The sequence below is a fragment of the uncultured Kushneria sp. genome (assembly GCF_947497025.1).
Taxonomy (GTDB): Bacteria; Pseudomonadota; Gammaproteobacteria; order Pseudomonadales; family Halomonadaceae; genus Kushneria.
This window is the reverse complement of the sequence record NZ_CANMFC010000004.1, coordinates 140,448-160,335: the sequence shown is the minus strand read 5'-3', so window position 1 is coordinate 160,335 and position 19,888 is coordinate 140,448. Positions and strand designations below refer to the sequence as shown.

The following is a 19,888-nucleotide window of genomic DNA, read 5'->3' as shown; positions in this document are numbered from 1 at the left end:
CAACAAAAAGAAGGGGGGCCACATTGTGGGAAGAAGGTATCATAAGCAGCGACGGCATGGCAGGCGGGCTGCTTGCCGCATCATGACGGCGATGATACCGTTTGCATCCGCACAAGTTCCGGTCTGGCCCAGGTGAAAGACTTTCATGTTTAAACGTTTACGGGGGTTGTTTTCCAGTGATCTGTCGATCGATCTGGGAACGGCCAATACTCTGATTTATGTACGTGGTCGCGGTATCGTGCTTGATGAACCCTCGGTCGTGGCCATTCGCCAGTCCGGCAGCATGAGAACCGTGGCCGCTGTTGGCCTTGATGCCAAACGGATGCTGGGGCGTACGCCCGGCAATATCACGGCCATTCGCCCGATGAAGGACGGCGTGATTGCCGACTTCACCGTTACAGAACAGATGCTGCAGTATTTTATTCGAAAGGTGCATCAAAGCACCTTTTTGACGCCAAGCCCTCGTGTGCTGGTGTGCGTTCCCTGCATGTCAACGCAGGTCGAGCGCCGCGCCATCAAGGAATCCGCTGAAGGGGCGGGCGCTCGTGAAGTCTTTTTGATCGAGGAGCCGATGGCGGCTGCCATCGGGGCCGGCCTGCCGGTCGAGGAAGCGACTGGTTCGATGGTGGTCGATATCGGTGGCGGTACCACCGAGATCGCCATTATTTCGCTATCCGGCGTGGTCTACTCCGAATCCGTGCGTGTGGGCGGTGATCGGTTTGATGAGGCCATCACGGCTTATGTGCGCCGCCATTACGGCAGCCTGATCGGTGAGGCCACGGCCGAGCGCATCAAGGAAGAGATCGGCTGTGCCTGGCCTGGCGGTGAGCTGCGCGAAATCGATGTTCGTGGGCGTAATCTCGCCGAAGGCGTACCGCGCAGCTTTACCCTCAACTCCAACGAGATTCTGGACGCCCTGCAGGAACCGCTTTCCTCGATCGTGGCCGTGGTCAAAAGTGCGCTGGAACAGTCGCCCCCCGAGCTGGCCTCCGATATCGCCGATCGTGGTCTGGTCATTACCGGTGGTGGCGGTCTTCTGCGCGATATCGACAAGCTGATTGCCGAAGAGACCGGCCTGCCGGTCATCATCGCCGAGGACCCGCTGACCTGTGTGGCCCGCGGGGGCGGCAAGGCACTTGAAATGATCGATCAGCACACCTTCGAACTGCTGTCTACCGACTGATGGCAGCGGCAGCCGACGCGCCTTGCGTCGGCTGCAGACGGTTCGCGGGAGGAAGGCCTATCAAACCGCTTTTTTCGCACGGTCCCATTCCCGGTTATCGAATGATCCTGTGCGTCATTCTGGCGTCTTTTCTGATGTTTGCCGACCAGCGCATGAGCTGGATGGAAGACGTGCGTGCCCAGTTTTCAACCGTTGTCGCACCAGTGCAGTGGATCGTCAGCCTGCCGGCGCGGGGCTTGAGTCTGGCGTCTCTGGCGCTAAGTGATCAGACCCGGCTGGTCAATGAAAATCGCCAGCTTCGTGAGCGGCTGCTGACCCTGTCACAGCGCGTCCAGAGAATGGCCAGTCTTTCCGAGGAGAATGTTCGTTTGCGCGAGCTTTTAAAGGCCGCGCCGCGCCAGAAAATTCCCTGGCTGACGGCAGGACTTTTAACGCTCGACAACGACCCCTTTTTGCAGCAGATGATCATCGATCGCGGCCAGCAGAGCGGTGTGTACAGCGGCCAGCCCGTGGTGGATTCGGCAGGGCTGGTCGGTCAGATCATTTCGGTATCGCGCTACTCGAGCCGGGTGCTTTTGATTACCGATGCCAGCCATTCGGTGCCCGTACAGATCAATCGCAACGGTCTGCGCTTCATTGCTCGCGGCGCCGGCCAACACGACCGCCTGACGCTGGATAATGTGCCCAACAATACCGATATCCGTGAAGGTGATCTTCTGGTGACCTCGGGACTGACCGGCCGTTTCCCCGAAGGCTATCCGGTGGCACGCGTCAGCCGCATTGTGCGCAATGCAGGGACGCCCTTTGTCAGCGTGGAAGTACGCCCCATCGCTCAGCTCGACCGCAGCCGCAATTTTCTATTGCTGTTTACCCATGACCGGCTCAGGCCCAAAAGCCACCAGTTAAGTCAGGATGCCGTGGATGCGGCGCTTCAGGTGGTGCGTCCCGCCCGTCAGGAGGCGAGTCAATGAGAGGCTACTCGGCGGTCATTCCCCTGTCCTTTCTGTGTGCCCTGATCCTGCAGGTCATGCCCCTGCCCGAAGAGTGGCTGTTGTGGCGGCCCAACTGGGTCGGTCTGGTGTTGATCTACTGGTGCATCATCACGCCGTATCGCGTGGGCGTCTTCCATGGCTTTTTGATCGGTATGCTGATCGATCTGCTACAGGGCACACCGCTGGGAGAAAATGCGCTGTTGTATGCCACCATCGCCTTTTTGACGCTGCTGCTTTATCAGCGCATGCGTATCTATGCGCTCTGGCGACAGGCCATGCTGGTCACGATCGTATTGGCACTGATGCAGCTTTTCGAGCAGTGGCTGCGAGCCATTCTCTTGAGTTCCCCGTTGCATCTCGAGTTTGTCTACGCCGCACTTCTGGGTGGCATACTATGGCCCTGGCTGTTTACCCTGATGCAGGTCGTACGTCGACGTTTTGCTTCCTTTTGATTTTCCGTTCGCTGTTGCCAGACCCGTTGCGGTTCGGTGAATCAGGTCGCCCTTGCAGCCTCCTTTTTCGGATACTCCATACGCATGTCATCGCCTGATCTGATTCTTGCCTCGGCGTCCCCAAGGCGCCTTGAACTGCTGTCGACCATCGGGGTGTCAGCGCGTGCCTGTCCGGTAGACCTGGATGAAACGCCGTATCCTGATGAACCGGCCCGGGACTATGTCGTACGTCTGGCTCGTGAAAAGGCACTTTCCGGTCAACAGGCGCTTTCCACGTTGCTGCCCGTACTGGGCGGCGATACCGCACTGTCGCTGGATGGGCAGATTCTGGGCAAGCCCGAAAGTGATGATCAGGCCCGGGCATGGCTTCGCTGCCTGTCGGGACGCTCGCATCAGGTCATCAGCGCCGTAGCCGTGACGGGCCCGGCCGGGCTTCTGGAAGCCTGTGTCATCAGTGATGTTCATTTTCGCTTGATGGCAGAAAGCGAGATCAACGCTTATGTTGCCAGTGGAGAGGGGTGCGACAAGGCCGGTGGTTACGCACTTCAGGGGCGCGGCGCCATGTTTGTCTCGCGCATCGAGGGGAGCTGGTCGGGGATTGTCGGTTTGCCGCTGTGTGAAACGGCGCAGCTGCTTGCCCGTCAGGGGGTAACCCCATGGTCAGGCGATAACGAACCAGAACGGGGAGGGGCGTTGTGAGCGGTGAAATCCTGATCAACATGACGCCCATGGAAACCCGTGTGGCCGTGGTTGAAAACGGCGTGCTGCAGGAGGCCTGGATCGAACGGGACCAGTGCCGGGGCATCGTCAGCAATATTTACATGGGCAAGGTGGTACGGGTGCTGCCGGGCATGCAGGCGGCCTTTGTCGATATCGGCCAGAGCCGTACCGCTTTTATTCACGCTCACGAGCTGATGCCGGCCGGTCATCCCGGGCAGGAGGCGGCGCCGATTCGAACGCTGGTGCATGAAGGGCAGGCGCTGGTGGTTCAGGTCATCAAGGACCCCATGGGGACCAAGGGGGCTCGGCTGACCACCGAGCTTTCCATCCCTTCGCGCTATCTGGTCTACATGCCGGGGGCGGCGTATACCGGCGTCTCCCAGCGTATCGAGGATGAGATGGAACGCGAGCGGCTTCGTAACATGGTCAATGCTCAGGCCAGCGCCCGCGATGGGCTGGTCGGTGGCTTTATCATCCGCACGGCGGCTGAAGGCGTCGATGAGCAATCGCTGGCCGCCGACATGCAGTTTCTGCTCAGGCTGTGGCGCAAGATTGAAGTGGCTCGGCGCGAAACGAAGGCGCCGGCGGTGCTCTATGAGGACCTGGCACTACCGACCCGCACCCTTCGTGATGTCATGCGCGAAGGCATTGAGCGCATTCGGATCGATTCGCGGGAAAACCATGACCGCCTGCGTGATTTCGCCCGGGAACTGATGCCGGCGCTGGAATCGCGGATTGAGTATTACCCGGGTGAACGGCCTCTCTTTGACCTCTTCTCGGTCGAGGATGAGCTGCAAAGGGCGCTGGAGCGGCGCGCCGATCTCAAGTCCGGCGGGTATCTGATCATCGATCAGACCGAGGCCATGACCACCATTGACGTCAATACCGGCGCCTTTGTGGGGCATCGCAATCTTGAAGAGACCATTTTCAAGACCAACCTGGAGGCGGCCACGGCGATTGCCCGACAGCTTCGGCTGCGCAATCTGGGGGGCATCATCATTATCGATTTCATCGATATGCTCGACAGTGACCATCAGCGTCAGGTGCTGCGGGTGCTGGAAAAGGCGCTCGAGCGCGATTATGCCCGTACCCGGCTTTCGGGTGTGACCGAGCTGGGACTGGTACAGATGACGCGCAAGCGCACCCGGGAAAGTCTGGAGCACGTACTCTGTGAGGCGTGTCCCGTGTGCAAGGGGCGCGGCACCCTCAAGACACCGGAGACCGTCTGCTATGAGATCTTTCGCGAAATCATGCGTGAGGAGCGAGCCTATTCACCGGAGACCTATCTGGTCATGGCCGCTCAGAGCGTGGTAGACAGACTGCATGAAGAGGAGTCGACGGCGGTGGCGGATCTGGAAAGCTTTATCGGCAAGACCATCCGCTTTCAGGTGGAACAGCACTATTGTCAGGAGCAGTACGACATCGTACTGATGTGATCATGTCTTCGCTGCGAATCCTGATGCGCTGGCTGCTGACCCTGGTGGCGATTGTTCTGTTGTTGCTGGCGGTAATAACCACCTCTCTGCGACTGGGTGTGCTCAATCAGCCGACCCTGCAGCAGCAGGTACTCGAACTGCTGGATCTGCCGGCGCAATATCATGTGCGCTGGCAGGACATGCGTGTCGAGCTGGAGGGGCGCGAGCTGGTCGTGGCGCTGAACAACCTCGCTCTGGACGGTGACAAGGGGACGCGCTCACTGGTGTCGCTGGGCTCGCTCGAGGCGCACCTTGATGTGCTTGATCTGCTGGCCAGGCAGACGCTGACGCTGTCCTCCCTTCATGCCCATGAGGCCACGATCGATCTTTATGAGACCGCGCCGGGCCAGTGGGGATGGGGGCCTTCATCGAAAGATAACGATGACGACGCCGTCGATATCACGCCCGAGCGTCTGACGACCTGGGTCGAGACACTGGTGCGCCAGTCGGCTGACCTTGAAGGCGGGCGCATCAACTTTCATGCTCTTGCACCTGAGCGTCCTGCAGGCGATCAGTCCATCGACAGCGCTCCCGTCAGGCATCCCTCGCTTTTGATTGACCGGCTTGCCATTGCCGGCACCAAAAATGGCTCGCACACGCTGGCAGCCTCGGCGCGCTGGGAAGACGCCGATGATGAGGGCTTTGGCCTGGCGGGTCGATTCGATCATGTCTCCTCGCTGAACGGCCAGCTGCAGCTCAGGGCCGATGCCGAGCAGGCAAGGCGTTTGGCCGGTCTCTGGAGCGGGCTCTGGCCGAATTATGACTTCGAGCATGCCCGCGGACAGGCCTCACTCTGGGCAGGCTGGCAAAAGGGCGACATGACGTCGGCTCGCCTGTCGCTGAATGTGGCGGAGTTCTCCGGCAGTCATCATGGCGCACCCTTTACCCTCAACGATATGACCCTGGAAGCCGGTCTAGAGCATGACTTAAACGGGCGCTGGCACGGTGGTATCGAACAGCTGGGGCTTTCGCGTGACGGTCGGGTGTTGACGCTGTTGCCTGAAGCAGTCGAGCTTGATGCATCGGATGATTTTTCCGGGTTCAGCGTCACGACCACGCCTTTTATGCTTGACGATGTGGCGACCATGTCGGATCTCGTGCCGCTTCCGGATAATGAAAGCCGTCAGATGCTGGCCGGGATGGCGCTCAAGGGGCGCGTGGAAGGTGTTTCGGTTCGCCGCAGTCCGGGAGGCCCTGTTGAAACCCGGGCGGCAGTTCGAGACGTTTCGGGCCAGCCGGTGCAGCAGATTCCCGGATTCGGGCCGATCGATGGCTGGTTAACGGCTGAAGGGCTGAGCGCACAGCTGCAGTTTGGCGCAGCCCATACCGAGCTGAATCTGCCGGAAGTCTTTCTAACGCCCTGGGCGCTCGATAACGTCAGCGGCCGGCTTGCCTTCAATGTCGGCGATAATGGCGAGATTTACTTTGGCGGTAGCGACATAAAGCTTGAGCATCGCGGTGCCCACGCACAAGGTGACTTTGCCCTGACAGCGCCGCCGGGCCAGCCGGAGCGCTTTGACATGAACGTCGCCTTTGAAGGTGTTTCTACCGACAAACCGAGGGAGTGGCTGCCCATCAAGGCCATTGATGATCCCGAGGTGCGCGTCTGGCTGGACAAACGCATTCATCGTGCCGACCTTCCTGAGGGCAATGTGGCGCTGCGGCTGGTGTTCAATGATGACCGGCCCGAGGCGCCCGAGGAAGACAAGGTCAAACTGTCGGTCGAGGCCCGCAATGTCAGCATGACCTGGCAGGAAGGCTGGCCCCCTGTCACCGGACTCGATGGTCGTTTCACAATGGCGGGCAACAATTTCGATGCCGATATCACCCATGCCAATCTGATGGGCATGGTGTCACGCGGGGCGAAGGCGTCGCTTCACGATCAGCAGTTTACGCTTTCGGCGCTGGTGACCGGTGATGCGGGAAATCTACTGTCGCTATTACAGAAGGCCCCGCTGGAGGATCAGTCGCTCAGCGAGACACTCAATACCTGGCGCACGAGCGGCAGCCTGATTGGCTCGGTCAATGTCTCCCTGCCGACCACTGATCCAGAGGCGGTCACCATCAACGGCGATGGCCGACTGGACAGCGGCACGCTGTATTCGAAAGAGTCGGATCTGACTGTCACCGATGTGAAAGGCAATGTGCATTATGGCTACCGGCGTCAGCAAAGCAGCATTACCGGGACGCTGGATGCGCGGGTTTTTGAAGGTCCGGTAAGGGCACGACTGCACCTGATGGACGGCGGCATTGATATTTCTGGTCAGGGGTATGCAGAAGGCGTAGCCGGCTGGCTCGGCCTCGAGAACATTATCCCCATCGTTCACGGCCCCATAGACTATACCGCTCAGATCATGCTGGGCGACGGCGGTGCGCAGATTCATGTGCAGACGCCGCTGAAAGGACTGTCACTACAGCTGCCTCAACCCTTTCAGAAATCCCCGGATACGCCGCTGCCGCTAACGCTGGACGTTGATGTGGGCAGCGGTGCCGGCGAGCTTGAAGTGGGTGATCTGGTACGAGCGCGCTGGCGCCACAACAGTCATCAGGGGCAGGTCTGGCTGGAACAGATGCCGCCCGAGGATATTGGCTGGCCCGACCAGGAGCATTGGCAGGTCAACTGGCACGCGAATCGGCTGGACCTGGTGGCGTGGCAACTGGCCATTTCGCAATTGTCCGACACGGCCGATGACAACAGCCGCCGCCGGCGTCCGGATGCGCCGTCGCAGAAGATCTCGCCGATTGAGCGCATCTCGGTGGAGACCGACTGTGTTTTGTTCGGCGTTACCTGCCTTGGCAGTGCAAGCGGGCTGGGAGAAGTTCGCGGCAACGACTGGCACGCCAGCGTGGACAGCTCCTTTCTGAGCGGCACGGTCGACTGGCGTGATAACCCTGCCCTGCCGGTCATGGTGCATATCGACTGGCTGGATCTTACCCCGCTGATGACCGAGTCCAAACGCAGCAGCGAGACGGCCGGTCCGGGCGCGGCCGCTGACAAGACGCTGACGGCCTATCCGGAAGGGCTGGCGAATCTGGGGGATGGCGAGTTTGATATTGATCAGGTGCGACTTGATGGGCGCACTCTTGGCAGTCTTTCGGGCCGCTGGCATTCCGATGATCAACGTATCGATATTTCCCCCCTTCAGGTTCGCATGAATGGTCTGGATGCCAACGGCAAGCTTGTATGGGAACGGTCCGGCAGTCTGCCAAGCCTTAGCCGTCTGCGCCTTGAAGCCACGGCCGGCGATCTGGGCAAAACCATGGCCTCGCTTGGGGTCGACAACGTGCTGCAGACCGATAGTGGCAAGATCAATACGCAGCTGGCCTGGCCGGGGGCGCCTTGGCAATTCGACGTTGAAAAAGTCGATGGCAGTATCAATGCCGATCTGGGCAGTGGGCGACTGACCTTTGTTCAGTCGCGCTGGGCCAATCTGGTGTCACTTTTAAACCTCGATAACCTGGTGCGACGACTTCAGCTCAATTTCTCGGACGTGACGCGCTCGGGGATTGCCTTCAAGTCGGTCAACGCCCGCACAACGCTGCATGATGGGGTGGTACGTACGGTCGACCCCGTTCTCTTTGACGGCCCTGCCACCCATTTTTCCGTGGCCGGACAGGTCGATATACCGGCACGTACGCTGGATGCCCATCTGGGTGTGACCGTGCCGGTAACGCAGAATCTGCCGCTGGCCGCCGTGCTGGTGGGCGCCCCTCAGGTCGGTGGTGTGCTTTATCTATTACACAAGCTGTTCGAGCCCTGGTTCGACCGGGTGTCGCAGGTTCATTATCACGTGGCGGGTCCCTGGGAGACGCCACAGGTCAAGCTGGAGCATACGCGCTGATGACAACGCCATCCCTTTCGGACATTCGATCGAACGATGCCCGTGCTCTACTGCTTGAAGCACACGGGCTCGATGATGCCGCGCTCCATGAAGGGCTTGAAAAGGCCATGGGGCCGGGCATCGATTTTGCCGATATCTTTTTGCAACGCAGCTGGCGCGAGTCCTGGGCACTGGAAGACGGTGAGGTCAAGGAGGCCGGCTACAGCATCGACAGCGGGCTGGGCATTCGGGCGCAGCACCACGATCAGACCGGCTTTGCCTACTCCAATCAGTTGAGTCGTGAGGCCATCGCCAGTACGGCGCGAACCGCATCACTGATCGTGCGTACCGGTCAGCGCACGCCGCCGGTCGCCGTCAGTGCACCGGTATCGGTGGCCCCGCGCTATGACAGTGATAACCCGCTCGATTCGCTGGGTGCCGACGACAAGGTGGCCATGCTCAAGCACGCCGACCGGATGGCGCGCGCAGCGGACCCGGCAGTGGCCCGGGTCAGCGTTTCGCTGAGCGCCTCCTATGACGCCGTCATGGTGCAAAACAGTGACGGCACTCAGGCGGTGGATCTGCGCCCGCTGGTACGGTTTAACGTGTCGGTCATTGCGGCTCGTGACGGACGTCGTGAACGGGGCAGCGCCGGTGGTGGCGGTCGTTTTTCGTTGACGCGGTTCGTGCGTGATGACGTCGCCGAACAGTATGCCAGGGAGGCCGTTCGTCAGGCGCTGGTCAATCTGGAAGCGATCGATGCGCCGGCCGGACAGTTGCCGGTGGTGCTGGGCAACGGCTGGCCGGGCGTGTTGCTGCATGAGGCGGTAGGGCATGGACTCGAAGGCGATTTCAATCGGCGCGGCAGCTCGGCCTTCAGCGGGCGGATTGGAGAACAGGTGGCCGCCCGCGGCGTGACCGTGGTGGATGATGCTACCTGTGAAGACGGCCGTGGGTCGCTGAGCGTGGATGATGAAGGCACGCCCGGGCAGTACACGCCGCTGATTGAAGACGGTATCCTGACCGGTTATATGCAGGATCGGCTCAATGCGCGCCTGATGGGCATGGCGCCGACCGGCAACGGCCGGCGCGAGTCCTACGCGCATCTCCCCATGCCCCGCATGACCAATACCTATATGCTGGCAGGCGCGCATGACCCCGAGGAGATCATTGCCTCGGTGGATCATGGCATTTACGCCGCAAGCTTTGGCGGCGGCCAGGTCGATATTACCTCGGGCCGTTTTGTTTTCTCGGCCAGTGAGGCCTATCTGATCGAAAAGGGCAGGATTACCACCCCGGTACGTGGCGCCACGCTGATCGGTAACGGGCCGGAATCCATGGGACGTATCTCGATGATCGGCAATGATCTGGCACTCGATACCGGGGTCGGGGTCTGCGGCAAGGAAGGGCAGTCCGTGCCGGTAGGCGTTGGACAACCCACCCTGAAACTTGATGCCATGACAGTCGGCGGCACTGCCGGTTAAAGCGGCTGACCAGATCGGGCTCTAAAGCCCGGCAGTATCGCGAATCAGGCGGAAGAGCTTGCGGGCACTGGCCGGTGGCTTTTCGGCGGCGCGTTCTGCCCGGGCGTTGCGTACCAGCTGCCCCAGTGCCTGGCGATCCACATCCGGGTATTCGTTGACAAAGGCCGTGATGGTGTCGCTATCGCCTTCGATCAGGCGGTCGCGCCACTGCTCAAGGTGATGAAAGCCGAGCTCGCGCTGACGCTTTTCGCGAGACATGGTATCGAATTCGGCACGAATCTCGTCGAGATACTCATGGCGCATGATCTTGCCGACATACTGCATGTGACGGCGTCGCGCTTCACGCGAGTTGATGCGCCGGGTTTCATCGATGGCGGCCAGCAGGTCATCGGACAGCGGCAGGCGGGCGCGCTCTGTCTCGGACATGGCGATGATCTGTTCGCCCAGTTCCTTGAGCTCCTGCGCTTCCTGTTTCAGGCGGGTCTTGTTGGGACGGCCATTGTCATGATGAAACGCATCATGCTGGTGATCGGTGTCAGACGACGTCTCATCAACCGAGGGGGCGCGTGAATTTTTTCGTGGCGACATGCAAGGGCTCCGGCGAGCGAAGGACAAATGAATAAGGTGGACGAGTATATCAGGCTCGTTCCCCCTCCAGGGCAGACAGGAGAGCGCCATGGCGAGCACACTCGATATTGATGGTCAGCAGGCGACGCTGGAAACGGCCGTAACGCAGGCACTGGAGTACGCCCGCAACGCAGGCGCCGATGCCTGTGAAATCGGCGCCAGTGTCCAGCAGGGCATGGAAATCAACGTACGAAAGGGCAGCGTCGAGACGCTGGAGATGGCGCGTGATCAGGGCATCGGTGTCACGCTCTATCTTGGCCGGCGCCGGGCCAGCGTCTCCAGCAGCGACGCCTCACAGGCCTCGCTGACGGACGCCATCCAGCGGGCGCTTGATATTGCCCGCTATACGGCAGAGGACCCGGCCGCCGGGCTGGCCGACCCGGAACTGCTGGCTCGCGAAATACCTGACATGGGCGTTCATCACCCCTGGGCGCTGGAACCCGATGACGGGATCGAGCTTGCCAGACGCTGTGAGCGGGGCGGCCTTGCCGTTGAGGGCATTGACAGCAGCGATGGCGTCTCGCTCACGACCAGTGAAGGTGTCAGCGTTTACGGCAACAGCCACGGCTTCATGGGGGCCACGCGGGCCAGCCATCACGCCCTGTCGTGCATGATGATTGCCCGCGATGGCGCCGGGATGCAACGTGATCACGACTATACCGTCAGCAGCGATGCCGCGCGTCTGCGCACGCCCGAGTCGGTAGGACGCGTGGCGGCCGAGCAGGCCATGGCGCGGCTGGGTGCCCGGCCGATGGATACCGGCCGAATGCCGGTGATCTTTACGCCGAACATGGCACGCTCGCTGATCGGACATCTGCTCAACGCCATCGCCGGAGGGGCCATTTTTCGTGAATCCTCCTTTTTGTGCGACGCGATGGGAGAGTCCCTGTTTCCCGAGTGGTTGAGCCTTGGCGAACGCCCGCGCGAGTATGGCGCCATGGCCAGCAGTGCCTATGACGATGACGGCGTCTATACGCGTGACAATGACTTCATTGTGGACGGGCGGCTGGCCAGCTGGATGCTCTCGAGCTATAGCGCCCGGCGGCTGGGGCTGGTCACCACCGGCAATGCCGGTGGGGCGCGCAACGTGCGTCTGCAGGCTCCGCTCACGCCTGAAAAAGAGCTTCTGGGCAGCATCGAGCGTGGCGTCATGGTGACCGAACTGATGGGACAGGGCGTCAATACGGTCACCGGAGACTACTCCCGCGGGGCGGCCGGTTTCCTCATCGAGAAGGGAAAGATCGTGGCCCCTGTGGAGGAGTTCACCATTGCCGGCAACCTGCGCGACATGTTCCACAATCTTGTGGGGCTGGGCGATGACATTGACCGGCGCAGCAGCCTGCATACCGGTAGCTGGCTGATCGATGACATGATGGTCGCTGGATAAAAAAGGCATGATTTTTCAGGGTGTTGTGATGCCCTGAAAGTCTTTCACCCCTGTCAGTACATGGCTGTGGCCAGCCCAAGGAAGGCCACAAAGCCCACCACATCGGTAATGGTGGTCAACAGCACGCCGCCGGATAACGCCGGGTCGATCGACAGCCTTTTCAGGATGACCGGGATCAGGGTGCCTGCCAGTGCGGCCACCAGCAGGTTGATGACCATGGCCATGGCGATGATGATGCCCAGCGTCATGTCATGGAAGCGGGCCACGGCCATGACGGCCACGACCGCGGCCCAGAGCACGCCGTTGAGCGAGCCGGACATCAGCTCACGCACGACCAGCCAGTGCACATTGGCACCAGAGACATGCCCCAGCGCTATCCCTCGAATCAATACCGTCAGGGTCTGCGAGCCGGCGATCCCGCCCATGCTGGAAACAATGGGCATCAGCACGGCCAGGGCAGCAATCTGCTGGATGGTATCCTCGAAAAAGCCGATGGCAATTGAGACGATGGTGGCGGCGATCAGATTGATGCCCAGCCAGACGGCACGCCGGCGGCTGGTACGCAGCACCGGGGCGAAGGTGTCTTCCTCATCCTCAAGACCCGCCATGCTCATCATGGTGCGTGCCGAGTTTTCGCGAATGACATCGACCACGTCATCGATGGTAATGCGTCCCAACAGCCGATTGTCGGCGCTGATTACCGGCGCCGAAATCAGGTCCCGGCGCTCGAAGATGCTGGCCACTTCATCTTCGTGCATCAGCGCGGTGAGGGTGACCACGTCGGTATCCATGATTTCACGCACGCTGATGCCGGGGGCACTCACCAGAATCCGGTTGATGGGCAGTACTCCGATCAGCTCGTTATGCCGTGTCACGACCAGCAGATTATCCGTGGATTCCGGCAAACGCCTGTGACGACGCAGATAGCGCAGTACCACGTCCAGAGTGACCTCGGGGCGAATCGTGATGGTGTTGGTATCCATCAGGCCGCCGGCCGTATCCTCTGGGTAGGACAGTACCGCCTCGATGCGCGCCCGTCGGGTGGGCGTCATCATCGACAGGATGTCTTCAAGCGTGGTGTGGGGCAGGCGTTGAAGCAGGTCGGCCGCGTCGTCGTTGTCGAGCTGCTGAGTGGCCATCAACAGCTGTGAGGCATCCATCCGGGTCAGAAACTCGGTCTGGATGTCATCATTGAGATACTGAAGAATCTCGCCCTTGGCGTGACTGTCGACCTGCTCCCAGAGGATGTCACGCTCGCGCGGTGGTGTGGATTCCAGCAGCTGGGCAATGTCGGCAGGGGGGAGACCGCGGCGCAGCAGGCGGCGTACCTGATCCATTTCCCGTTGTGCCAGGGCGTTTTCGAGTCGCTCCAGACGAGGCTGATGCCTTTTATGGTCATTGCTCATTGTCGCGACATCCCTGTATCAGCCCATTCAAGCGCCGTATTCTAGCAAAGTGTCGAACAATGTTCGTGAATGCCTGACGGATCTACTGGTCTTCGTCAAAGCGCGCCTCGAAAAGCGCCTCGATGGCGTTCAGCGTCTCTTCGGCATCCTCGCCTTCCACATGCACCTGCACCACACTGGTACAGGGGGCGGCGAGCATCAGCAGGGACATGATGTTGGCCGCATCTGCACTTCTGTCACCGTGATAAATCGTGACGCGTGATGAAAAGGGCTGACAGCACTGTACAAGACGCGTTGCGGCCCGTGCATGCAGGCCGCGGCGATTGGTCAGGGTCAGTTCACGCTGAAGCATCACCCGCCTCACTGACAGCGCGCTGAATGGTCAGTTCACGGTGGCGAATGCGCACCGTCGGGAACTGGCCGGCAAAATGCTCACCAAGCTGCTCGGCCAGATAGACCGATCGATGTTGGCCGCCGGTACAGCCGATGGCGACCGTCAGGTAGCTGCGATGGCTGGCCAGGTAGGAGGGCAGCCAGCGCTCAAGCCACTGGCAGATGTCACCAAACATCGCCTTGACTTCATCATGGGCTTCCAGAAATTTGATGACATCGCTGTCCTGACCGGTCTGGGTGCGGTAGCGCGGGTCCCAGTAGGGGTTGGGCAGGCAGCGCACGTCAAACACCATGTCGGCATCCAGCGGCACGCCACGCTTGAAGCCAAAGGACTCAAAGGTCAGCGTCAGGTCATTGATGTCATGACGCGCCACCTGCTCGGCCACCCGGCGTCTCAGGTCGTGAACGGACTGCCCGGAGGTGTCGATGACCAGATCAGCCGTATGCCGAAGAGGCGAGAGGAACTGATGCTCCGCTTCAATCGCCTCGGCCAGCGTCATCTGGGTCTCACGCGTAAGAGGGTGACGCCGCCGCGTGGCTGCGTAGCGCTCCAGCAGAACGCGGGAGTCTGCCGTAAGATAGACCACCCGGCAGTAAATGCCGCGGCTGGAAAGCGCCTCCAGATGTTCCGGAAAGCGTTCCAGTTCACTGGGTAGATTGCGGGCGTCAATGCTGACCGCGACGCGGTTACGATGCGGACTGCCGGCTTCGAGTTCGTCAATCAGGGCAGACAAAAGCATTGCCGGAAGATTGTCGATGGCATAAAAGCCCTGATCTTCCAGTGCCTGCAGCGCAATGGATTTACCGGAACCGGAGCGTCCACTGACGATAACAAGTTCCATGGCCATGCTGCTTATACTCGCGTGGAAAGTTGACGGATGGCCTGCATCAGGATGTCATGAAGCTCATGCTCATCATGGGCATTGCGCAGGGCATGCCGGGTTTCGGCGGCGTTCATGACTTCAGCGATCTGTGCCAGCAGGGAAAGATGCGTGTCTTCGGCGGCTTCAGGAACCAGCAGCACAAAAAGCAGATCGACGGGTTCGCCATCAATGGCATCGAAATCCACGGCCTGTTGAAGACGCATGAATCCGGCCAGTGGCTGACGGCAGTGTGAATTGCGAGCGTGAGGAATGGCCACGCCATTCCCCACACCGGTACTCCCCAGACGCTCCCTGCTGATCAGACGGGAAAAGACTTCCTGACTGTCGAGACTGGGAATGTTTTGTGAGATGAACCCGCTGAAAAATTCCAGCACGCGCTTCTTACTGCCCCCTTCCACATCAAACAGGATTCGGTCGGAGGGGAGTATCTGGTCAAGTGTCATGGGTTACAGGTATTTGCCGTTGCCCTGGGAGCGGGCCTGTATTTTCTCCTTGTGCTTGAGCAGCTGTCGATCAAGCTTCTCGGTCAAGGCATCGATGGCAACATAAAGGTCTTCCTGCTCGGCCTGAGCATGAAGTTCGGCACCTGCGGCATGTAGCGTGGCCGCGGCCTGCTGGCGCTCCTTTTCGACGGACAGCGTCACCTGAACATTGGTGATGTTGTCATAGTGACGTTCCAGCTTGGCAAGCTTCTGATTGACGTGCTCGCGCAGTGCATCGGTCAGTTCGACGTGGTGCCCGGTAATGTTTACCTGCATGGCATGCTCCCTGAATCGAAACGGATAACCGGTAGCCCGTGTGGACTGCCGGACCTGCAAGCCTCTCCGGCTACTCTCAGATTGTAACGCTTTTCCCGTCAGCGCAAACCCTGAATCATGTTGTTATGTTTCACGAATGCTTTCAGGCGTTATGGTTTTAGAAGGGCTCACGCCAGACGCTTGCGCTCACTGGAAGAGGGAATGCCCATGGCCTCGCGGTACTTTGCCACGGTACGCCTGGCCACCATGATGCCGTTGTCGGCCAGAAGCTGCACCAATCGGGCATCGGAAAGCGGACGCCTTGGCGCTTCATCCCCGATGAACTTGCGGATTCGGGCGCGAATGGCCGTACTGGCGTGGGCGTCGCCTTCCTGACCAACGTGGCTCGAGAAGAAATACTTGAGTTCCACAATGCCGCGAGGCGTATGGATATACTTGCGCGTGGTGACCCGGGAAATGGTGGATTCATGCATGTCCACGGCCTGGGCAATATCAGCCAGAATCATGGGTTTGAGCGCCTCATCACCGTGCTCGATGAAGCCCGCCTGGCGCGCCATGATCTCCTGTCCTACCCGCAACAGGGTGTCGTTACGACTCGACAGGCTCTTGAGCAGCCAGCGTGCTTCCTGAAGATGCTGCTTGAGAAAGGTGTTTTCCTCGCTTTTATCGGCACGGCGCACCAGAGCCGCATAATCGGGCTGGATGCGAAGCCGTGGCAGGGACTCCTGATTGAGCTCAACCTGCCAGCCCTGTCGGCCATGGTATCGCAGCACCAGATCCGGAATGACCAGGTGCTGGTCCACCGACTCAAACTCCTGACCCGGACGCGGGTTGAGCGAGCGAATGGTGTGGATCACCTGATCAAGCGCTTCATCATCAAGGCTTAGACGTCGCTTGAGAAGGCGACGGTCATTTTGCCCCAGCGGCTCGAGAAACTGACGAATCATGCGGCGTGTCTGGGCAAGCCAGGGAATATCATCCGGCAGCTGATCAAGCTGCAGCAGCAGGCATTCGCGCAGGTCCCGTGCGAAGACGCCGGTCGGTTCACACTGCTGAAGTCGCGACAGCATGCGCTCCATCTCGACCTGACGTAAATCACCCAGGCCCTGCTGGCGAAGGCCCTTGCCAAGATCTTCAAGTCCCACGCCAAGATAGCCGCTGGGTTCCAGGGCATCCAGCAGGGTATCGGTAATCAGATGCTCGCGCGGGTCCATGTCCATCAGCAGGATCTGTGAGCGAATATGTGACGCCAGATCGACGGACAGGGCATTGTGTTCGATATTGAAGCTGTCCTCGCCCCCGGCAGAACTGCTGTCGTTGGTATAAATATCTTCCCAGCGGGCATCCAGCGGTAGCTCATCGGGAATGTCTTCAGACCATTCATCCTGTGACAGCAGCGTCTCCGGCTGCTCGATACTCTGCTCTTCTTCAATATCGAGCAGCGGGTTGCTCTCCAGTGCCATCTGGAGTTCCTGCTGCAGATCAAGCGTGGACAGCTGCAGCAGGTGGATGGCCTGCTGCAGTTGAGGCGTCATGGTGAGATGCGTACCAGTTCGCAGCTGTAAGGCGGGTTTCATCATGTTCGCAAAGCCCGGTCGCCAACGTTTGATGTCACGCTATCCAGTCTACGGCGACCTTGCAAGTGCTGAAGGCGCTACAAGCTGCAATTATCATGCCATCTGCTAATAACCCATCGGGGTTAAAGGCGAAACTCGTGACCCAGGTAGACGTCGCGCACGTGCTGATTGTTCAGGACAGCGTTGGCATCCCCCTCGGCAATGATCAGGCCACTGCCGACGATATAGGCGTTATCACAGATATCCAGCGTTTCCCGCACGTTGTGGTCGGTAATCAGCACGCCAATGCCCCGGGTACGCAGCTGACGGATAATGCCCTTGATCTCGCCGACCGAAATGGGGTCGACGCCGGCAAAGGGTTCATCGAGCAGAATAAAGGCCGGTTCGATGGCCAGCGCTCGGGCGATCTCGACACGCCGGCGCTCACCGCCCGAAAGGCTCATGCCCATGTTGTCCCGAATATGGCTGATGCTGAATTCTTCAAGCAGCTGATCCAGGCGTTCGCGACGCTGGTGACGATCAAGGTCCTTGCGTGTTTCAAGGATGGCCATGATGTTGTCAGCCACGGAAAGCTTGCGAAAGATGGACGCTTCCTGAGGCAGATAGCTGATACCGGCATGGGCGCGCTTGTGCATCGGCCGGCGGCTCAGGTCGAGATCATCGATGGCAACGTGTCCGGCATCGGCCTGAATCAGCCCGACGATCATGTAAAACGAAGTGGTCTTGCCGGCCCCGTTGGGACCGAGCAGCCCCACGATCTCTCCCTGCCTGATCGACAGGCTGATGTCCTGAACGACACGGCGCCCCTTGAAGCTTTTGGCCAGATGGGCTGCGTGAAGGGTTTTCATTGGCTGCTGCTACCCTGTTGATCTTCGGGAGTAAGCTGCATGCGCACACGGCCGTCGGAGCTGCCGGAAGTACTCTTGTCCTGAGCGCTCTGGCCGCCACGGGCGTTGACCTGACGGGAATCGAGGAAATACTCCACGTAGCCGCCGTTAAATGTGTCGCCGTTTTGATGCAGCTCGGCGTTGCCGATCAGTTCCACGCGCCGCTCCCCGGCGTGATAGATGATGGTGTTGCCCCAGCCCTTGGCCAGCGGGTCGCTGGGGGCCGGCTGTTGTTCGATGTAGGCGCGCCCGCCATTGCCGCCCTTTGCGGTCAGGCTCGAAAGACCACCGCTCTGGGCCCGCTTGAGCTCGACCCGGCTGGAGCGCAGTTTCATGGTGCCCTGATCAACTTCGACCGTACCGGTATAGACGGCCGTACCGGCGCGATTGTCGATATTGAGCTCGTCGGCCGCGATATCGATGGGTTTCTGGCGATCGCTTTCCAGAGCCATGGCCTGCTGGCCGAGCATTGCCAGCAGCAGGGCAGAGGTACACAGCAGCAGAGGGCGCGTCATGGGAGATCCTTGTCATTCATGTTTGAAAAAACGGCCATGGGTAAAAAAAGGCGGCAATTACTGGCGAATGGGCGGATGAAATCCCTGCACATTGCCCTCAAGGGTCATGCGATCCTCATCGACCCAGCCGTTGAAGCGGTCACCGCGGGTACGCTGCTCGTTCTGGGTGAACACAGCGTCGCTGTCGCTCCATGCATGCTTCGATGGCAGGTCATAATGCAGCACATCCGTTTCAAGTTGCCACCCATCCGCCGGTTGACGCAGTACCGCATTGCCGGCCAGCTCGAACGTGTTGGCATCGGGTCCGAGCGTGGCGCGCTCGCCATCGGCGGTCCATTGGTTGCCGTCATCGCCCAGCAGGGTGAAATGGGGGGTCACGGCGCGGGTCACATCATCTTCAGGCGTGTGAGACACCCGCGGACTTTCCATGGTCTGTGCCCTTTGGCCCTGCTCATCGAACCGGGTATAAGTCACGCCTTCGAGATAGTAATCGGGGACGCCCTGAGCGCTATCCGGGGCCGGCCCGGGAGCCATCAGAGTATTGCGCTGATCGATCAGCGTCAGTACGCCTCCCAGAGTCAGTACCAATATCAGAATGCCAAGACGTGCCCGTGTTCGTCCGGAAGGAAGTCTGTCTCGAAAAGCCATATGCACGTCCTGTCGGGTAAGCGGGGCAGCCTCAGGGCCGCTCATGAGCACCAATGATATCCTGCCAGAGACCTTGCGCGTTGAGGAGCCATTCACACAGTTCACGTACCGCGCCGTGCCCACCGGCTGCCCGGGTGACCAGATCGGCCCGCTGACGAATATAGTCCGGCGCATTTGCCACCGTCACGCCCAGGCCCGCATGCAAAATGGCGCCGAGATCGGGCAGATCGTCGCCGCAGTAGCACGCCTCCGCGGACTCAAGGCCCAGCTCTGCCATCAGTGCCTTGAGCACGACGCGCTTGTCATCACGACCCTGAATGACATGACGAATGCCCAGTTCCTGCGCGCGTCGGTCAACGGCGGGTGAGACCCTGCCCGTGATCAGGGCAACATCAATGCCTGCCTGTATAAGCAGCTTGAGCCCAAGGCCGTCACGGACATGAAATACCTTGTCGCCATCCTGTTCCGGCTGTGAGGCGTATCGAAGGCGGCCATCCGTCAGGACACCGTCAACGTCCAGCGCCAGAAGACGGATGGGCCGGGCGCGTTCACTCAGTGTAGAGACTGTCAGTGCAGAGACTGTGTCATCGGGTCGTGTCATGGTGTCCTGTGTCAGCTCTCCGATATGGCGGCCAGCAGTCCGGGGTTAATCGGGTCGCGGGGGCCATGTCGTCCTGTA

At 60.2% G+C, this 19,888-nt stretch carries 19 protein-coding genes; 8 read left to right on the top strand and 11 right to left on the bottom strand.

Going from position 1 to position 19,888, the window contains the following annotated elements; genetic code table 11:
• Positions 1-145 precede the first annotated feature (145 nt).
• The 7 genes from Q0931_RS09085 (at position 146) to tldD (ending at position 10,127) form a co-directional block, all read left to right on the top strand.
• A complete protein-coding gene (locus Q0931_RS09085; protein WP_299259491.1) occupies positions 146-1,183 on the top strand; it encodes a rod shape-determining protein in 1,038 nt (345 codons plus the stop codon).
• Positions 1,183-2,154 (top strand): rod shape-determining protein MreC, encoded by a 972-nt coding sequence (gene mreC, locus Q0931_RS09080; RefSeq protein ID WP_299259489.1) that lies wholly within the window; start codon positions 1,183-1,185, stop codon positions 2,152-2,154. Before Q0931_RS09085 ends, mreC begins: the two co-directional genes overlap by 1 nt.
• Positions 2,151-2,627, top strand: a complete 477-nt coding sequence (gene mreD / locus Q0931_RS09075; protein ID WP_108843865.1) for a rod shape-determining protein MreD — start codon at positions 2,151-2,153, stop codon at positions 2,625-2,627. Before mreC ends, mreD begins: the two co-directional genes overlap by 4 nt.
• Before the next feature lie 84 nt (positions 2,628-2,711).
• Positions 2,712-3,326, top strand: coding sequence for a nucleoside triphosphate pyrophosphatase (locus Q0931_RS09070; RefSeq protein ID WP_299259484.1), 615 nt, complete (start codon positions 2,712-2,714; stop codon positions 3,324-3,326).
• On the top strand, positions 3,323-4,783 hold the full coding sequence (gene rng / locus Q0931_RS09065; RefSeq protein WP_299259482.1) for a ribonuclease G: 1,461 nt from the start codon (positions 3,323-3,325) through the stop codon (positions 4,781-4,783). Before Q0931_RS09070 ends, rng begins: the two co-directional genes overlap by 4 nt.
• Positions 4,784-4,785: 2 nt before the next feature.
• Positions 4,786-8,664: an AsmA-like C-terminal region-containing protein gene (locus Q0931_RS09060; protein WP_299259480.1), complete on the top strand. Its 3,879-nt coding sequence runs from the start codon at positions 4,786-4,788 to the stop codon at positions 8,662-8,664.
• On the top strand, positions 8,664-10,127 hold the full coding sequence (gene tldD, locus Q0931_RS09055; protein ID WP_299259478.1) for a metalloprotease TldD: 1,464 nt from the start codon (positions 8,664-8,666) through the stop codon (positions 10,125-10,127). The genes Q0931_RS09060 and tldD overlap by 1 nt, the downstream gene beginning before the upstream one ends.
• Positions 10,128-10,148: 21 nt before the next feature.
• Here the strand turns inward: tldD and yjgA are convergent, their stop codons facing one another.
• A complete protein-coding gene (gene yjgA / locus Q0931_RS09050; protein WP_299259476.1) occupies positions 10,149-10,715 on the bottom strand; it encodes a ribosome biogenesis factor YjgA in 567 nt (188 codons plus the stop codon).
• Positions 10,716-10,803: 88 nt separating this feature from the next.
• Between yjgA and pmbA the strand changes: the two genes are divergently transcribed.
• Positions 10,804-12,141, top strand: a complete 1,338-nt coding sequence (gene pmbA / locus Q0931_RS09045) for a metalloprotease PmbA (protein WP_299259475.1) — start codon at positions 10,804-10,806, stop codon at positions 12,139-12,141.
• 53 nt (positions 12,142-12,194) lie between these two features.
• Here the strand turns inward: pmbA and mgtE are convergent, their stop codons facing one another.
• From mgtE to Q0931_RS08995, 10 genes are all read right to left on the bottom strand, one after another.
• Positions 12,195-13,547: a magnesium transporter gene (mgtE, locus tag Q0931_RS09040; protein WP_299259473.1), complete on the bottom strand. Its 1,353-nt coding sequence runs from the start codon at positions 13,545-13,547 to the stop codon at positions 12,195-12,197.
• A gap of 82 nt (positions 13,548-13,629) precedes the next feature.
• Complete coding sequence (locus Q0931_RS09035; protein ID WP_299259471.1) at positions 13,630-13,899, bottom strand: HPr family phosphocarrier protein; 270 nt, start codon at positions 13,897-13,899, stop codon at positions 13,630-13,632.
• Positions 13,886-14,782 (bottom strand): RNase adapter RapZ, encoded by an 897-nt coding sequence (gene rapZ / locus Q0931_RS09030; RefSeq protein WP_299259469.1) that lies wholly within the window; start codon positions 14,780-14,782, stop codon positions 13,886-13,888. Before rapZ ends, Q0931_RS09035 begins: the two co-directional genes overlap by 14 nt.
• A gap of 11 nt (positions 14,783-14,793) precedes the next feature.
• Positions 14,794-15,267, bottom strand: a complete 474-nt coding sequence (gene ptsN, locus Q0931_RS09025; protein WP_299259467.1) for a PTS IIA-like nitrogen regulatory protein PtsN — start codon at positions 15,265-15,267, stop codon at positions 14,794-14,796.
• A gap of 3 nt (positions 15,268-15,270) precedes the next feature.
• Entirely contained in the window at positions 15,271-15,582 is a 312-nt protein-coding gene (gene raiA / locus Q0931_RS09020) for a ribosome-associated translation inhibitor RaiA (RefSeq protein ID WP_090135316.1), read from the bottom strand.
• 167 nt (positions 15,583-15,749) lie between these two features.
• Complete coding sequence (locus Q0931_RS09015) at positions 15,750-17,162, bottom strand: RNA polymerase factor sigma-54 (RefSeq protein ID WP_366941598.1); 1,413 nt, start codon at positions 17,160-17,162, stop codon at positions 15,750-15,752.
• Positions 17,163-17,281: 119 nt separating this feature from the next.
• Positions 17,282-18,007: an LPS export ABC transporter ATP-binding protein gene (gene lptB, locus Q0931_RS09010; RefSeq protein WP_299259463.1), complete on the bottom strand. Its 726-nt coding sequence runs from the start codon at positions 18,005-18,007 to the stop codon at positions 17,282-17,284.
• The gene (gene lptA / locus Q0931_RS09005) at positions 18,004-18,561 is read right to left on the bottom strand and encodes a lipopolysaccharide transport periplasmic protein LptA (RefSeq protein WP_299259461.1); all 558 of its coding nucleotides are present in this window, start codon (positions 18,559-18,561) and stop codon (positions 18,004-18,006) included. Before lptA ends, lptB begins: the two co-directional genes overlap by 4 nt.
• A gap of 57 nt (positions 18,562-18,618) precedes the next feature.
• A complete protein-coding gene (gene lptC, locus Q0931_RS09000; RefSeq protein ID WP_299259459.1) occupies positions 18,619-19,209 on the bottom strand; it encodes an LPS export ABC transporter periplasmic protein LptC in 591 nt (196 codons plus the stop codon).
• 31 nt (positions 19,210-19,240) lie between these two features.
• Complete coding sequence (locus Q0931_RS08995; protein WP_299259457.1) at positions 19,241-19,810, bottom strand: HAD hydrolase family protein; 570 nt, start codon at positions 19,808-19,810, stop codon at positions 19,241-19,243.
• Between the last annotated feature and the right edge of the window lie 78 nt (positions 19,811-19,888).

What these genes read in the sequence shown, in the direction of transcription:
- Q0931_RS09060 (WP_299259480.1), top strand. Translation starts at nt 4,786, where the DNA reads ATGTCTTCGCTGCGAATCCTGATGCGCTGGCTGCTGACCCTGGTGGCG.
- rapZ (WP_299259469.1), bottom strand. Translation starts at nt 14,782, where the DNA reads ATGGAACTTGTTATCGTCAGTGGACGCTCCGGTTCCGGTAAATCCATT.
- raiA (WP_090135316.1), bottom strand. Translation starts at nt 15,582, where the DNA reads ATGCAGGTAAACATTACCGGGCACCACGTCGAACTGACCGATGCACTG.
- pmbA (WP_299259475.1), top strand. Translation starts at nt 10,804, where the DNA reads ATGGCGAGCACACTCGATATTGATGGTCAGCAGGCGACGCTGGAAACG.
- mgtE (WP_299259473.1), bottom strand. Translation starts at nt 13,547, where the DNA reads ATGAGCAATGACCATAAAAGGCATCAGCCTCGTCTGGAGCGACTCGAA.
- ptsN (WP_299259467.1), bottom strand. Translation starts at nt 15,267, where the DNA reads ATGACACTTGACCAGATACTCCCCTCCGACCGAATCCTGTTTGATGTG.
- Q0931_RS09070 (WP_299259484.1), top strand. Translation starts at nt 2,712, where the DNA reads ATGTCATCGCCTGATCTGATTCTTGCCTCGGCGTCCCCAAGGCGCCTT.
- yjgA (WP_299259476.1), bottom strand. Translation starts at nt 10,715, where the DNA reads ATGTCGCCACGAAAAAATTCACGCGCCCCCTCGGTTGATGAGACGTCG.
- Q0931_RS09015 (WP_366941598.1), bottom strand. Translation starts at nt 17,162, where the DNA reads ATGATGAAACCCGCCTTACAGCTGCGAACTGGTACGCATCTCACCATG.
- lptC (WP_299259459.1), bottom strand. Translation starts at nt 19,209, where the DNA reads ATGGCTTTTCGAGACAGACTTCCTTCCGGACGAACACGGGCACGTCTT.
- Q0931_RS09035 (WP_299259471.1), bottom strand. Translation starts at nt 13,899, where the DNA reads ATGCTTCAGCGTGAACTGACCCTGACCAATCGCCGCGGCCTGCATGCA.
- Q0931_RS08995 (WP_299259457.1), bottom strand. Translation starts at nt 19,810, where the DNA reads ATGACACGACCCGATGACACAGTCTCTGCACTGACAGTCTCTACACTG.
- Q0931_RS09085 (WP_299259491.1), top strand. Translation starts at nt 146, where the DNA reads ATGTTTAAACGTTTACGGGGGTTGTTTTCCAGTGATCTGTCGATCGAT.
- lptB (WP_299259463.1), bottom strand. Translation starts at nt 18,007, where the DNA reads ATGAAAACCCTTCACGCAGCCCATCTGGCCAAAAGCTTCAAGGGGCGC.
- mreD (WP_108843865.1), top strand. Translation starts at nt 2,151, where the DNA reads ATGAGAGGCTACTCGGCGGTCATTCCCCTGTCCTTTCTGTGTGCCCTG.
- tldD (WP_299259478.1), top strand. Translation starts at nt 8,664, where the DNA reads ATGACAACGCCATCCCTTTCGGACATTCGATCGAACGATGCCCGTGCT.
- mreC (WP_299259489.1), top strand. Translation starts at nt 1,183, where the DNA reads ATGGCAGCGGCAGCCGACGCGCCTTGCGTCGGCTGCAGACGGTTCGCG.
- lptA (WP_299259461.1), bottom strand. Translation starts at nt 18,561, where the DNA reads ATGACGCGCCCTCTGCTGCTGTGTACCTCTGCCCTGCTGCTGGCAATG.